Raw genomic sequence first — 14473 nt, 5'->3', positions numbered from 1 at the left:
CCGCAGTTCACCATTGCAGCGCAAACCGGATTCGACTAGCTAGCATCACTAAATTGCCAAATTAAGGAGAAGAGGCCATGTCTCGCAACACATTGAACACCCTGAAGGAATTCCCGATTTCCGGTTCCAAGAAGGGCAAGTTCTACTCCCTGCCCGCCCTGCAAAAGTCGCTGGGCGTGAATATCTCGCGTCTGCCGGTGTCGATCCGCATCGTGCTGGAATCGGTGCTGCGCAACTGCGATGGCCAGAAGGTCACCGAAGAACACGTCAAGCAACTGGCCAACTGGGGTGCCAAGGCCGCCCGCGTGGATGAGATCCCCTTCGTGGTGGCCCGCGTGGTGCTGCAGGACTTCACCGGCGTGCCGCTGCTGGCCGACCTGGCCGCCATGCGCAACGTCGCCAGCAAGCTGGGCAAGAACCCCAAGAACATCGAACCGCTGGTCCCGGTGGATCTGGTGGTGGACCACTCGGTGCAGATCGACCACTTCCGCGAGAAGAAGGCACTGGACCTGAACATGAAGCTGGAATTCTCGCGCAACAACGAGCGCTACCAGTTCATGAAGTGGGGCATGCAAGCCTTCGACACCTTCGGCGTGGTGCCCCCGGGCTTCGGCATCGTGCACCAGGTCAACCTGGAATACCTGGCACGCGGCGTGCACAACAAGACCGGTGTCTACTACCCTGACACCCTGGTCGGCACCGACTCCCACACCACCATGATCAACGGCATCGGCGTGGTCGGCTGGGGCGTGGGCGGTATCGAAGCCGAAGCCGGCATGCTGGGCCAGCCGGTCTACTTCCTGACCCCGGACGTGGTCGGCGTGAACCTGACCGGTGCGCTGCGCGAAGGCGTCACCGCCACCGACCTGGTGCTGACCATCACCGAACTGCTGCGCCAGACCAAGGTCGTGGGCAAGTTCGTCGAATTCTTCGGTGAAGGTACCGAATCGCTGTCGCTGACCGACCGCGCCACCATCGCCAACATGGCCCCGGAATACGGCGCCACCATGGGCTTCTTCCCGGTTGACGACGCCACCATCGACTACTTCAAGGGCACCGGCCGCACCAAGGCCGAGATCGACGCCTTCGAAGCCTACTTCAAGGCGCAAGGCCTGTACGGCGTGCCCAAGGCCGGCCAGATCGACTACACCCAGGAAGTCTCGCTGGACCTGGGCACCGTTGCCCCATCGCTGGCAGGTCCGAAGCGTCCGCAAGACCGCATCGAGATCGGCAACGTCAAGTCGACCTTCTCCGACCTCTTCACCAAGCCGACCGCTGAAAACGGCTTCAACAAGAAGGCCGAAGACCTGACCGCGTCCTACAAGAACGCCGACGGCGTGGATGTGCACAACGGTGACGTGCTGATCGCCGCCATCACCTCCTGCACCAACACCTCCAACCCGAGCGTGCTGCTGGCAGCCGGCCTGCTGGCCAAGAAGGCCGTGGAAGCCGGTCTGAAGGTGGCCCCGCACATCAAGACCTCGCTGGCGCCTGGCTCGCGCGTGGTGACCAAGTACCTGGAAGCGGCTGGTCTGCTGCCTTACCTGGAAAAGCTGGGCTTTGGCGTGACCGCCTACGGTTGCACCACTTGCATCGGCAACGCCGGCGACCTGACCCCGGCCATGAACGAAGCCATCGTCAAGAACGACGTGGTGGCGGCCGCCGTGCTGTCGGGCAACCGCAACTTCGAAGCCCGTATCCACCCGAACATCCGCGCCAACTTCCTGGCCTCGCCTCCGCTGGTCGTGGCTTACGCCATCGCCGGCAATGTCACCCGTGACCTGATGACCGAACCGGTCGGCAAGGGCAAGGGCGGCAAGAACGTCTACCTGGGCGACATCTGGCCGACCTCGCAAGAGATCGAAAAGCTGCTGAAGTTCGCCATGAACGCCAAGACCTTCAAGGAAAACTACGCCGATGTGAAGGGCGCTCCCGGCAAGCTGTGGGAAGCCATCAAGGGCGTCGCCAAGGGCGAAGTCTACAACTGGCCGAGCTCGACCTACATCGCCGAGCCGCCGTTCTTCGAGAACTTCAGCGAAGAGCCCAAGGCTGCTGCCACCGGCATCAGCGGTGCCCGCGCCCTGGGCGTGTTCGGCGACTCGATCACCACCGACCACATCTCCCCGGCCGGTTCCATCAAGGAATCCAGCCCGGCCGGCAAGTGGCTGCAAGCCAATGGCGTGCTGAAGGCGGACTTCAACTCCTACGGCTCGCGCCGCGGCAACCACGAGATCATGATGCGCGGCACCTTCGCCAACGTGCGTATCAAGAACCTCATGATTCCGGCCAAGGAAGACGGCTCGCGCGTTGAAGGCGGCATCACCATTCACCAGCCTTCCGGTGAAGAAATGTCGATCTACGACGCCGCCATGAAGTACGTGGCTGAAGGTACCCCGACCATGGTCTTCGGTGGCGAAGAGTACGGTACCGGCTCCTCCCGTGACTGGGCTGCCAAGGGCACCCAGCTGCTGGGCGTGAAGGCCGTGATCGCACGTTCCTTCGAGCGTATCCACCGTTCCAACCTGGTCGGCATGGGCGTGCTGCCGCTGCAGTTCCTGGGCAACGACAGCGTGCAGTCGCTGGGCATCACCGGTGAAGAAAGCTTCGACCTGAAGGGCCTGGAAGGCGAGATCAAGCCGCAACAGGAAGCCACCCTGGTGATCCATCGCAAGAACGGCGAGACTCAGGAAGTCAAGCTGCTGCTGCGCATCGACACCCCGATCGAAGTGGACTACTACAAGCATGGCGGCATCCTGCCGTTCGTGCTGCGTCAGCTGCTCGCAGCCTAAGCAGCGTCCGTAGTCCCCTGCAGTACAGAAACGCCGGATTCGTCCGGCGTTTTTTATTGCCCCTTGGCGCTGTGCAATGGCCGCGGCGGCTGACAGGACTGACAAATCATCTACAATAGGCGGTTTCGTTTCCACAGATACAGATAGCCTACATGCGTCGTCCCGCCAAACGTTCCTCCTCCAAGCTTTCTGCCGACAGCCAGCATCTGGTGACTTTTGCGCAAGCCATCGCGCAGGCCTCCAGCCGGCTCGAAGAGCGCGCCTGGCTGAAACCCCTGGACGCCCTGCTCAACAAGCTGCTGCGGGCCGGCCAGCAGGGCCTCATCGATGCTGCCCTGGATCATCTCTTCAAGGCCGACCTGGATGCCTACGACATCCTGATCGAAGCCGTCGAGGCCGGCAGCGAAGCCACCTCGCTGGAACACGAAGGCCAGGACTATGACGTGCAGCTGCTGGTGCTGCCGGTGCTGGCCTGGACCCGCTTTGCCATCGCCTCCGGCCCCATCGGCGGCGAGCTGCTTACCGCCATCGGCGCGCACCTGCATGCCCACGTACTGGCCAAGGAGGCCCGCCTGGCACTGGCACCGAGCCTGTTCTCGATCGAGCAGCTGCCGCGCGTACACGCCGACGTCTTCGCCCTGACCCGCCAGATGGGCCAGACCGCCCTCAAGACCGGCCCGGTGCAGCTGCGCGGTGAACAGCCGCCCACTGCCGCCTTCCTGGCCGATACCCGCTACGTCATCGCCGCCGTGGTGGTGCCGGCCGGCGAAGCCCTGTTCCACTGGCAGGAAAGCGAACAGCAGAGCCACTTCTCGGCCCGGAAAGAGGCCGCCTTCGAAGCCTGGACCCAGCAGGCCACCCCGCTCTTCACGCGCCTGCTGCCGGGCTGCAGCGTCGAACTGCTGCTGCCGCAAGCCTATTTCTTCGGCTGCCGCGAGGCCGACAAGCGCATTCGCCCGGCCTCCATCCGCGCCGCCGATTACTTCCTGACGCAGACCCTGGACATTTCCTCCTCCGAACTGCACGCCAGCATCGGCGGCTTCTCCGAGGACATCAATGGCCAGATCGATGAATGCCGCATCGGTTTTTCCATCGGCGGCGATCCGACCGTGGTCTATGGCACGGTCTGGCCGCTGTATGAACAGGAAAGTGGCGAAGATCTGCCCATGATGATCCCGACCGGTGCCGGTCTGCTGGAAGGCATCCCCACCAGCCCGCTGCAGCAGATCCTGACGGTGCTGCGCGAATGCGGCATCGTGCACATCAAGCATCATGCAGAACGCTTCACCATGGAGTTTTGCGACGACTGTGGCGCACCGCTCTTCCCTGACCGCGAAGGTGAACTGGTGCACGCGGAAATGCCGGAAGATACGCCTCCTCCGGTCGAGCATTTCCACTGAGAGATGAAGAAACGTCCTGCCGGGAGGCAGGACGCGCGATTCCGGGCATGGCCGGCGCGCCTAAAGCTTCACAGGCGCTGAAAAGCACCCATAAAAAAGGCATCCACCACACGGCGGATGCCTTTTTCTCTTCTGTATCGGGCTATGATGCCCGCTTTTCCTGCGGTACCGAATGACGATGGACGCCAGATCCGGACTGCGTCTCCTCCGGATCCCGTACTGCCGGCCTGCAGAGCCTCAAAGACTCAGGCAGCCAGCTTTTCGATCAGGCCCATTTCGGCGCTGGACATCAGCTTGTCGATGTCCACCAGGATCAGCATGCGCTGTTCCAGGGTACCCAGGCCGATCAGGTAGTCGGAGTCGAAGGTGGTGCCCATCTCCGGTGCCGGCTTGATCTGTTCCTGGGTCAGGGTGATGACGTCGGACACGCTGTCGACCACCATGCCCACGACGCGGCCGCCGATGTTCAGGATGATGACGACGGTGAACTGGTCATAGGTCGGCTCGCCGAGCTGGAACTTGATGCGCATGTCCACGATGGGGACGATGATGCCGCGCAGGTTCACGACGCCCTTGATGAAGTCGGGCGAATTGGCGATGCGGGTCACGGCTTCGTAGCCGCGGATTTCCTGAACCTTCAGAATATCGATGCCGTATTCTTCCTTGCCCAGGGTGAAGGCGAGAAATTCGTTTCCGTTGCTGTCGGTCTTTTCGCCGAAGCCGGAAAGATTCTTGGTTGCAGTGTCAGACATGTTGAGGCCCTTTAAAAATCAGGAAAATACAGATTCGTCATTCAATTGGCGGCTGGATCGCAGCAAGGCTGCCACATCGACAATCAGGGCAACGCCGCCGTCGCCCAGAATGGTAGCTCCGGAAATGCCGGCGACCTTTCGGTAGTTGGATTCCAGGTTCTTCACAACGATTTGCTGTTGTCCGATCAGGTCATCCACGAAAAGTGCCGCCTTTTTACCATCTGACTCCAAAATGACCACCAATCCTTGCGAAGGATCGGTAAATGAAGGCTCGATGTTGAAAATCTGATAAAGCGGGATCAGTGGCAGATATTCACCGCGCACACGCAGCACCTGGCCCTGACCGGAAATCTCTTTGATATCTTGCGGCAAAGGCTGCAAAGATTCAACCACATATCCTAGCGGCAATATGTAAACTTCTTCACCGATGCGAATCGACATGCCGTCCAGGATCGCCAGCGTCAGCGGCAGCGAGATCGAAATGGTGGTGCCGAAGCCCTTGCTGGAGCGGATATCCACCGCGCCACCCATGGCCAGGATGTTGCGCTTGACCACATCCATGCCCACGCCACGCCCGGAGACATCGGTCACCTGCTCGGCGGTGGAGAAGCCGGGCTCGAAAATCAGCTGCCACACTTCAGCATCGGTCAGGCTGTCGGTGACCGGCATGCCCTGCTGCTTGGCCTTGGCCAGGATCTTGTCGCGGTTCAGGCCGCCACCGTCGTCGGTGACTTCGATGATGATGTTGCCGCCCTGGTGCTCGGCCGACAAGGCCAGCACACCTGCCTCGCCCTTGCCCGCTGCGCGGCGCGCGTCAGGCAGTTCGATGCCGTGGTCGATGCTGTTGCGCACCAGGTGGGTGAGCGGATCGACGATACGCTCGATCAAGCCCTTGTCCAGCTCGGTGGCTGCGCCGTGGGTGACGAACTCGACCTGCTTGCCCAGCTTGTGCGCGAGGTCGCGCACCATGCGCGGGAAGCGCGAGAAGACGTAATCCATCGGCATCATGCGGATCGACATCACCGATTCCTGCAGATCGCGGGTATTGCGGCTCAACTGGCTGACGCTGTTGAGCAGATGTTCGTGATGCATGGGATCGAGCTTGCCAACACGTTGCTCGATCATGGCCTGGGTAATCACCAGTTCGCCGACCAGGTTGATGAGCTGATCGACCTTTTCGATGCTGACCCGGATCGACGACGATTCCTGTCCGCCGCCACCCTTGGCCGCTTTCTTTTCACCGCCGTGGTCACCCTGCAGATGGCCGTCGTCGTGATGGCCGTTGCCGTTACCGTTACCGTTGCCATTGCCATTGCCGTGACCGCCAGTGCCGGCGGTGCCATTCGCATGGGCGTCGCCCTCGCTTTTCTTGGCGCTGATGTCCAGCGGCACGAAGGGAGCGAAGAAGCCGTAACCCTGCTCGCGTTCCTTGTCTTCGATGGCGGTGTGGTTGTCGAAGAAACCATAACCCTGGGCGCGTTCACGCTCTTCCTGGGTCACGAAATTGTCGAAGAAACCATAACCGCGCTCTTCGTCACTGCCCTGGGCAGGATCGACGGCCTGCGACACCTTCAGATCGGCCACGTTGACGATGAAGGCGCAGATGGCGACCACGTCATCGATCGGTTCAGCCGTATCAAGGATGAAGATCCACTTCCCCTCGGGTGACTTGGACTTCTCCAGCTTGCCCAACATGGCCAGCTCGTCGGCCAGGGCCTCGGCATCCTTGTCGCTGATTTCCGGCATGTCCAGCCGGTAGCGGCTAACGCCACCGGGTCCGACCACGGCACCGGCGGGCGCCGCCGCGTCCGTCTTCGGCGCAGCCGAGGCACGCCGGCCCTGGGACAATTCCTCCAGCAGCATGCGGACATTGCCGACCGCGTCCTGATCCACCTCGGCACCATGCTTGTGGCCGTCCAGCATGGACTTGAGCACATCCTTGGCGGCCAGGAAGGCATCCACGTGCTCCGAAGTCAGCTTCATCTGGCCCTGGCGGATGCGATCCAGCAGCGACTCCAGAACGTGTGTGACTTCGGCAATATCGGTCAGGCCGAAGGTGGACGAACCACCCTTGATCGAATGGGCGGCACGAAACACCGCGTTGAGGTCCTCCGGATCGGGAGACGCCACATTGACGGCCAACAACAGCTTTTCCATTTCCGCGAGGCCTTCCTCGGCCTCGTCGAAAAAGACCTGGAAAAACTGGCTCATATCAATGCTCATGCCTGGGCTCCATGCTGGATGCAGTACGTATCTTCTTCTTGTCCCGGCAAACGATCAGCCGATCACCTTGCGCACCACCTCGGTCAGGCGCTGCGGATCGAAGGGCTTGACCAGCCAGCCATTGGCACCGGCGGCCTTGCCCTTGGCCTTCATCTCGTCGCTGAACTCGGTAGTCAGCATCAGGATGGGCACACGTGCGTAACTGGTCAGCTCGCGCAGGGAGCGGATCAGCGTCAGGCCGTCCATGCGCGGCATGTTCTGGTCGGTCAGGACCAGGTCGAAGGTATGCGTCTTGGCCTTTTCCAGCGCGTCCACCCCGTCGACCGCCTCGGTCACGTTGTAACCCGCAGCTTTCAGACTGAATACCACCATCTGACGCAGTGACCCGGAATCATCTACTGCGAGAATCGTTTTGGACATCGTTACTCCCTGTTTCTTCAATAAGGCTCATGCGCGTATGCATTATGCCGCACCCTTGGCCACCGACCTACCGCCCAGCCAAGGCCGGAATGACCTAGTTCAATCTTGTACCACTCAGCCAGCCACCGATCAGAACAGCTCGATGTCGCCACTTTCCATGCGGGTCTGGCGCACTGCTTTCCAGAGCCCGGTATCGAGCATGTTGAGGCGCTCTTCAATCGCCTGCACCGTGCTGGCCAGCAATTCCTTGACCTCTTCGTCGGTCTGGCCCTGCTCGGGGACGATCTCGAAGCTGTTCGCACTCAGGACCCCCAGCGCTTCACGCAGGCCGATCACGCGGCGCACGATGCGTTCCAGCAGCTGGCTGGTCATGTCCTGGAACTGCAAGCCGGTCACGGCCGCGTTGACGTAGTGGCTGACTTCGCCCTGGGTGGCCTTGAGCTGATCGATGCTCGCGCTGTCGAACTGACCGCTGCCGTTCATCAGGCCTTCCAGGATGGATTGCTGTATCTGTACCGCGCGATGCAGCTCCATGAAACTGTTGCCCAGCTTGCCGATGGCTTCGCCCAGCAGGATGTTGGTCTGGACCAGGTCCGACTCCACTTCCGTCAATTGGCGGCTGCCGCCGCTGGCAGTATCGAGCAACAAGCGCTTGAGCTCCTGCAGCATGGTCTTGGTCGGCATATCCGGCTCTCTTCCCCTGTTCAATTGGAACACTTCTGCTTCATTGGCAAACCGCGCGCACCCGCGCCGGCGTGGCATCTGTTATCAGTTCTTGGCCGGCGCACTCAGCCCTTGCTGCACATCTTCATCGCTGGCATCGGTGGGGACGTTCAACGAGCCGCTATCCTTTTCCACCAGTTCTTCCGCCTTCTTGTTCATGACGATGATGCTGATGCGGCGGTTGATCGGGTTGAACGGATCTTCCTTGTCCAGCAGCACCGCCGAGGACAAGCCCACCACCCGCAGCACCTTCGATTCGTCCATGCCGCCGGTAATGAGTTCGCGGCGCGAAGCATTGGCGCGGTCAGCCGACAGTTCCCAGTTGCTGTAGCCCTTCTCGCCGCGCGAATAAGGCGTGGCATCGGTGTGGCCGGACAGGCTGATCTTGTTGGGCACGTCGTTCAATGTGCGGCCGATCTCATGCAGGATCTCCTTGGTATAGGGCTGCAGTTGCGCACTGGCCAGGGCAAACATGGGACGGTTCTTCTCGTCCACGATCTGGATGCGCAGGCCTTCCGAGGTGATGTCGATCAACAGCTGGTTCTTGAACTGCTTCAAGGTAGGATTGGAATCGATGGCCTTTTCCAGGCGCGACTTCAGTTCTTCCAGCCGGGTGCGCTCGGCGCGTTCCAGCTCCTGCTGTGCCTGTTTCAGGTTCTGCTTGCGCGAGACCACATCGTTCTCGCCCTTGCGCAGCTGGCCGTCCTGGCGGGTCAGATCCTTGCCGCCGCCGGGCAGCACCGTGTTGGCATCACCACTGCCGGAACCGCCGGCCATGGCCACCTTCAGCGGCGTCTTGAAGTATTCGGCGATCCCGTTCAGGTCGCCCTTGGCGGTCGATCCCAGCAGCCACATCAGCAGGAAGAAGGCCATCATCGCGGTCACGAAGTCGGCGTACGCAATCTTCCAGGCGCCACCATGGTGACCCCCGCCGCCTTTCTTGATCCGCTTGACGATAATGGGACGTAGACCTTCGTCGGCCATGCCTGTGCTCCTGCTTCAATACTGATGTCTGTGTGAATCGCCCTGCCTGCCGGCCTCCCCTGGCCGGCCTGCCGACCGCTTACTTGCCCTTGGCCTGCTTGACGTGCTCTTCCAGTTCGAGGAAGGTCGGACGTTCGGTCGAGAACAGGACCTTGCGGCCGAATTCGATCGACAGTGCCGGCGCATAGCCATTCAGGCTCGCCAGCAACGTCACCTTCACGCACTGGTAGATCTTGGTCGATTCGTGCAGCTTCTGTTCCAGCAAGCTGGAGAGCGGGCCCACGAAACCGTAGGCCAGCAGAATACCGAGGAAGGTACCGACCAGCGCGTGCGCGATCAGCATGCCCAGCTCGGAGGGAGGGATACCCACCGACTCCATGGTGTGCACCACGCCCATCACCGCCGCCACGATACCGAAGGCCGGCATGCCGTCGCCCAGCTTGGCGATGCAGTGCACCGGAATCTCGCCCTCGTGATGGTGGGTCTCGATTTCGTTGTCCATCAGGTTTTCGATCTGGAACGCATCCATGTTGCCCGACACCATCAGGCGCAGGTAATCGGTCATGAACTCGATCAGGTGATGGTCCGCCAGCACGCCAGGGTACTTGCTGAAGATGGGGCTGCTTTCCGGCTCTTCGATGTCGCCTTCGATCGACATCAAACCCTCTTTACGGGATTTGGTGAGGATCTCGAAGAGTAGCGCCATCAGTTCCATGTACAGCGCCTTGGTGTAGGTGCTGCCCTTGAAGACCGTCGGCAAAGCCTTCATGGTGGCCTTGATGGCCTTGTTGTTGTTACCGACCAGGAAAGCGCCCAGCGCGGCGCCGCCGATCATGAGCAGTTCGAGTGGCTGGAACAGTGCCCCCAGGTGGCCGCCCGACAGGGCAAAGCCGCCGAAGACGGACCCCATGACCACGATATATCCAATGATGACTAGCAAGTGCCTACTCCCGTCCCTGTGGCGTTGAGTGTATTTTCACGTTCGTCAGATTACAGGTATTCCAGTCAAGCAAATGGGGGAATACATATCCGAAAAACGCCCTTCCTTTTCGATTTACGGCTGAATTGGCGCAAACTTGATACGTCGCGTCTCGCAGCCCCTGTAAAGGGTTTCTTTACCTGTGTCGCCTCACATGCGCCATCCGTGCAGCACCCTGCCCCCGTGCTCCGGTTCGACCACCACATCCGGAGTGGTACCGGGGATATGAAATTCGTAGCTCAGAAGCAGTGTCCCCGGCTTCATCTCAGCGCGCGCCTTGTGCCACAGCGCCTCCATCGCCGCCGGTGACAGATAGGCAAACACCACGTCATAGTCACCAAAATCCAGCAGCAGGTAGTCGCCGCGCACGAAGCGGCAGCGATTGCCCGCCAGTGCCGCCCGCAGCCGGCTCACCAGCCACGGCAAGGGCGCAATCTCGATGCCGGTGAATTCACTCTCGGGCCGGCGGCGCGACAGGTCCAGGACGGCACCGCCCAGGCCACTGCCGATATCCATGAAACGGATCGGCCGCCCCTCGGGCAAGAGACCCGCCACGGCATCCCAGGCACTCTGCCCGGAAGGGTAGAACGGCACCTGACTGCGAAAGGTCGACCAGAACAGCACCAGCATGAACAGGAACACCGCCAGGAACACCCACGACGGCAGGTGCAACTGACCCACGCCCAACGCCGCCAGCGGGAACACCAGCAGGATCAGCCACCACCACGCGGCCATGCGGCGCAGTCGTGCCAGAAGCGCAGCGATCACGCCATGCAGCAGGGAAGTCTGGAGGGGGGAAAGAGGAGCGAGACCGGCGCGCTGGAACAGCACGTCCAGCACGTTGGCACCAATCAGGCCCAGCACGAACAGCAGCAAGGCCTGGATGGCCGGCGCCTGCCACAGGGGCCTGCGCCCGGCACCGGGGTGATTCTCAGGTTCGGACATCGAGGCAATCGGCCTTATTCTTTTTTGGTTGAACACCCTGGCCCATTACCACCCTGCTGCTCGCCAGCAGCAAGGCATCGGTACATCCCTGTTCCGGCTCAGGCCACGGCGGCCAGCACCGGCTCGGTGCCCAGGGGCGCGGAAGCAGCAACAGGCATGGCGCCTTCGACCAGACCCATGATGACCGCATCCTTGGCCTTCTTGGTCTTGCCGGCGCGCGAGGGCATGTGGCACAGGCCGCACAGGTAGTCCTGATGCAGGTCCAGGCGATGCACCACGAAGTGGCCGTGGCACTTGCAGCAGGGCGTGGTCATGAGCATCTTGCTTTCGAAGAAGCGCACCAGCGTCCAGGCACGGGTCAGCGACAGCACCGGCTCGCCGGCATCGTTGTAGCCGACCTGCTCCAGGTAGAGCTTGTAGGCCTTCATGACGGCCTCGATGCCACTGATGCGGGCATGCTCGATCAGGTAGCGGTGAATGTTGATGAACAGCGAAGAATGGATATTGGGCTGCCAGGTGATGAACCAGTCCGTCGAGAACGGCAGCATGCCCTTGGGCGGCGAGACACCCTTCAATTCCTTGTACAGCTTCAGCAGTCGCTCGCGCGACAGCGAGGTTTCCGATTCCAGCAACTGGAGGCGTGCCCCCAGTTTGATCAGTTCAATGGCCAACTGAATTTCCTGCGCCTCTGTCACAACGCTCTTTTTAGCCATGGTGCAACCCCCCGGTGATTTCGTAATAAAACTGCCTGACCCCAATTCGCCGGCCCCGGGCGGGCGAACTTTCAGGCATGAATGCAAGACTGAAACTGAATAACTCTGTAGAACGTCTTCCCCTCCGGCGCGTTGACTGTCTCTGGCCGCGCCGGCCATGCTTTTTGTCTTGTTGTTTTACGAAATTTGCTCGCCGGGCTGGCAGGCCATCAGGATGGCTGCGTGTGACTGCGCCAGGCTCTTGTCCTTGTTGTAGTTTGTCAGCATGCCGAGGATGGCGCCGTCGTCGAAACGGAAACGGGTCAACATCATGTTGGTCGCCGCCAGCTTCATGATCTGCACGTTGGACAAGCCTTCGATCAGATCGGCAATCTCGGCGCTGATACCCAAACGGAAGATTGCGGTCGGTTTGTCCGAACGGATCATTTGCTGCGCCAGCATGAGATAGCTCAGGTTGGCATCGCGGATCTCCGCCATCATGTCGTTGGTATTCATTTGCACCCCACCTCGGTAAGTACTTCCTACGGCTCACGCGGCTGAACGCTGCATCGAGCTGCTTACAATCGCTTACATTTACTTGACTGCAAGCCAATTCTGAGGGGGGCAGGACAGGCGGGAAATTAGACTTGGTCGGTATTTTTAGACGGAGAGAAGCCCGAGCATCTTGTAGGCGTCCGTCTTACACGACTGCGGGATATTGGTGAAGATTTCCATTCTGGCAGCCAAAGAGCGAGGAGGCTCGTGACTTTGCGCGCCAATCAGGAATTTCCTGATCAAAAGGTTTCCTGGTTGAAATGACAAAAGAAAATTGTCTTCCAGGCAACAAAATAAGTTGTAAATATTCGATGCCAAACGCCGTCTTGTTGCTTGGGGACGACTAGCTCATCCAGTTTTTTGGGCAGTTCACTGTAGATGGCTTCAGCAAGAACACCCAGAAAACTTGCATATATTTACCCGCTTTGATGATTTTTGCGCAACGTCAAAGACCGTCGAGAAGCCACCGTATCAAGAATTGCTACCATTTTATGACGCTGCCAAGTGCGGCAAAACGATAAACAGATGCAGCATTTACCTTTATTCAATTTCTTTTGTGCAAACTGAACCTTGTCGGCCATCAGACGCGCCCTGCCCCGCTGCCGACACCGGCAGCCGAGCAGGGCTGGCCACTCAGAGCTTGCTCAAGGCCTGCTCGATATCGGCAATGAGATCGGCGGGGGCTTCCAGCCCGATGTTGAAGCGCACCAGCACGCCTTCTCGCTGCCACTGGTGGCGCATGCCGCGCATACGGTAGGGCACGCAGAGGCTGTGGGCACCGCCCCAGCTGTAGCCGATCTTGAAGAGCTGCAGGCTGTCGACGAAGCGGTCAGTCTGCTCTTCGCTGTAACGGGAATCGAAGATCACCGAGAACAGACCGCCCGCCCCTGTGAAGTCGCGCTTCCAGTGGGCGTGTCCTGGGCAATCTTCAAAGGCCGGGTGCAGCACCGCCACGATTTCCGGGCGTTGCTTGAGCCAGGCCGCGACCTTGCGCGCGGCCGCATCGTGGGCCTCGAAACGCAGGCGCATCGAGGACAGGCTGCGCAGGACCAGGTAGACGTCGTCCATGCCCACGCCGAAGCCCAGGCGCATGTGGGCCAGTTCCAGTTTCTCGTTGAGCGCCTGGTCGCGCACGATGACCGCGCCCATGAGGACATCCGAGCCGCCGGACTGGTACTTGGTGACCGCTTGCATGACGATGTCCACGCCGTGCTCGAAGGCCTTGAAGGCGATGCCGGCCGCCCAGGTATTGTCGATGGCCACCAGCACGCCCTTTTCATGCGCGGCACGGCACAGGGCCGGGATGTCAGGCACTTCCATCGAGACCGAACCGGGTGCTTCGGTCCACACCAGGCGTGTATTGGGCTGGATCAACTCGGCCAGGCCGGCGCCGACCATGGGGTCGTAGAAGCGTGCGGTGATCCCGAAATCACGCTCCAGCCACTGCCCCAGGTCCTTGCTGGGGCCGTAGACGTTATCCGGCAGCAGCACGTCATCTCCCGTTTTCAGGAAGGCGAAGTTGACCATCGCGATGGCCGCCAGGCCGCTGGGGGTGACACGGCAATAGGTGCCGCCCTCGATCTCGGCCAGCCGCGCTTCCAGCACGAAGCTGGTCGGGGTGCCGTGCAGGCCGTAGGTATAGCCCAGCTTTTCGCGCCAGTCGCGCGAACGCATGGCGGCCACGTTGGGGAACAGCACGGTGGAAGCGTGATGGATGCCGACCGGGAAGGCTTCAAAGCCGTCCGGAGCGCGGTAGCTGCTGTGGACCAGGGCGGTCTGGGGATCAAGCGGAAGAGAAGATGCGGGGGACGTAGCGTTGGAATCGGACACGGGTCTGCCTCTGGAAACGATCGCGCCCCAGGAACGGGGCGCAAAGGTCTCACTATACGCGCAGCTTGTTCACATCGAAAGCAACAGAAGCGGCCGGAAAGCCCGAGAAATGGCGGGCATGGCAGAACAGCGTGAACACAGCTTCATATCGCCCGTACAGCGCCGCAGTCTGGCCTTCGCT

12 protein-coding genes are annotated in these 14473 nt (G+C 60.8%); 2 read left to right on the top strand and 10 right to left on the bottom strand.

What is annotated here, in order from left to right; genetic code table 11:
* Positions 1–77: 77 nt before the first annotated feature.
* Positions 78–2789: an aconitate hydratase AcnA gene (gene acnA, locus ACWHXP_RS04960; RefSeq protein WP_134136004.1), complete on the top strand. Its 2712-nt coding sequence runs from the start codon at positions 78–80 to the stop codon at positions 2787–2789.
* Positions 2790–2941: 152 nt separating this feature from the next.
* Positions 2942–4189, top strand: coding sequence for a DUF2863 family protein (locus ACWHXP_RS04955; RefSeq protein ID WP_489634360.1), 1248 nt, complete (start codon positions 2942–2944; stop codon positions 4187–4189).
* A gap of 245 nt (positions 4190–4434) precedes the next feature.
* On the opposite strand, the gene ACWHXP_RS04950 is transcribed toward ACWHXP_RS04955, so the two are convergent.
* The 10 genes from ACWHXP_RS04950 to ACWHXP_RS04905 form a co-directional block, all read right to left on the bottom strand.
* Positions 4435–4941 (bottom strand): chemotaxis protein CheW, encoded by a 507-nt coding sequence (locus ACWHXP_RS04950; RefSeq protein WP_006463271.1) that lies wholly within the window; start codon positions 4939–4941, stop codon positions 4435–4437.
* Positions 4942–4959: 18 nt separating this feature from the next.
* On the bottom strand, positions 4960–7164 hold the full coding sequence (cheA, locus tag ACWHXP_RS04945) for a chemotaxis protein CheA (protein ID WP_489634361.1): 2205 nt from the start codon (positions 7162–7164) through the stop codon (positions 4960–4962).
* A 54-nt stretch (positions 7165–7218) separates the two neighbouring features.
* Positions 7219–7584, bottom strand: a complete 366-nt coding sequence (locus ACWHXP_RS04940; RefSeq protein ID WP_006463269.1) for a response regulator — start codon at positions 7582–7584, stop codon at positions 7219–7221.
* Positions 7585–7713: 129 nt separating this feature from the next.
* Positions 7714–8268: a hypothetical protein gene (locus ACWHXP_RS04935; protein ID WP_039785309.1), complete on the bottom strand. Its 555-nt coding sequence runs from the start codon at positions 8266–8268 to the stop codon at positions 7714–7716.
* A gap of 84 nt (positions 8269–8352) precedes the next feature.
* Positions 8353–9291 (bottom strand): flagellar motor protein MotB, encoded by a 939-nt coding sequence (gene motB, locus ACWHXP_RS04930; RefSeq protein WP_039785307.1) that lies wholly within the window; start codon positions 9289–9291, stop codon positions 8353–8355.
* A 79-nt stretch (positions 9292–9370) separates the two neighbouring features.
* Positions 9371–10231, bottom strand: coding sequence for a flagellar motor stator protein MotA (motA, locus tag ACWHXP_RS04925; RefSeq protein WP_088753345.1), 861 nt, complete (start codon positions 10229–10231; stop codon positions 9371–9373).
* Between the two features lie 189 nt (positions 10232–10420).
* The gene (locus ACWHXP_RS04920) at positions 10421–11215 is read right to left on the bottom strand and encodes a class I SAM-dependent methyltransferase (RefSeq protein ID WP_134136008.1); all 795 of its coding nucleotides are present in this window, start codon (positions 11213–11215) and stop codon (positions 10421–10423) included.
* Between the two features lie 98 nt (positions 11216–11313).
* Positions 11314–11928: a flagellar transcriptional regulator FlhC gene (flhC, locus tag ACWHXP_RS04915; RefSeq protein WP_489634362.1), complete on the bottom strand. Its 615-nt coding sequence runs from the start codon at positions 11926–11928 to the stop codon at positions 11314–11316.
* A 177-nt stretch (positions 11929–12105) separates the two neighbouring features.
* A complete protein-coding gene (flhD, locus tag ACWHXP_RS04910; RefSeq protein WP_034334003.1) occupies positions 12106–12423 on the bottom strand; it encodes a flagellar transcriptional regulator FlhD in 318 nt (105 codons plus the stop codon).
* Between the two features lie 672 nt (positions 12424–13095).
* Positions 13096–14292 (bottom strand): cystathionine beta-lyase, encoded by a 1197-nt coding sequence (locus tag ACWHXP_RS04905; protein WP_489623176.1) that lies wholly within the window; start codon positions 14290–14292, stop codon positions 13096–13098.
* Positions 14293–14473 lie beyond the last annotated feature (181 nt).

The sequence above is a fragment of the Herbaspirillum sp. Her2 genome (genome assembly GCF_057961375.1).
The sequence above is the reverse complement of the archived record's forward strand: the minus strand, read 5'-3'. Positions and strand labels throughout refer to the sequence as shown.

Excerpts from the sequence above, each read along its gene's own strand:
- acnA (WP_134136004.1), top strand. The coding sequence starts at position 78 with ATGTCTCGCAACACATTGAACACCCTGAAGGAATTCCCGATTTCCGGT.
- ACWHXP_RS04955 (WP_489634360.1), top strand. The coding sequence starts at position 2,942 with ATGCGTCGTCCCGCCAAACGTTCCTCCTCCAAGCTTTCTGCCGACAGC.
- ACWHXP_RS04950 (WP_006463271.1), bottom strand. The coding sequence starts at position 4,941 with ATGTCTGACACTGCAACCAAGAATCTTTCCGGCTTCGGCGAAAAGACC.
- cheA (WP_489634361.1), bottom strand. The coding sequence starts at position 7,164 with ATGAGCATTGATATGAGCCAGTTTTTCCAGGTCTTTTTCGACGAGGCC.
- ACWHXP_RS04940 (WP_006463269.1), bottom strand. The coding sequence starts at position 7,584 with ATGTCCAAAACGATTCTCGCAGTAGATGATTCCGGGTCACTGCGTCAG.
- ACWHXP_RS04935 (WP_039785309.1), bottom strand. The coding sequence starts at position 8,268 with ATGCCGACCAAGACCATGCTGCAGGAGCTCAAGCGCTTGTTGCTCGAT.
- motB (WP_039785307.1), bottom strand. The coding sequence starts at position 9,291 with ATGGCCGACGAAGGTCTACGTCCCATTATCGTCAAGCGGATCAAGAAA.
- ACWHXP_RS04920 (WP_134136008.1), bottom strand. The coding sequence starts at position 11,215 with ATGTCCGAACCTGAGAATCACCCCGGTGCCGGGCGCAGGCCCCTGTGG.
- flhC (WP_489634362.1), bottom strand. The coding sequence starts at position 11,928 with ATGGCTAAAAAGAGCGTTGTGACAGAGGCGCAGGAAATTCAGTTGGCC.
- flhD (WP_034334003.1), bottom strand. The coding sequence starts at position 12,423 with ATGAATACCAACGACATGATGGCGGAGATCCGCGATGCCAACCTGAGC.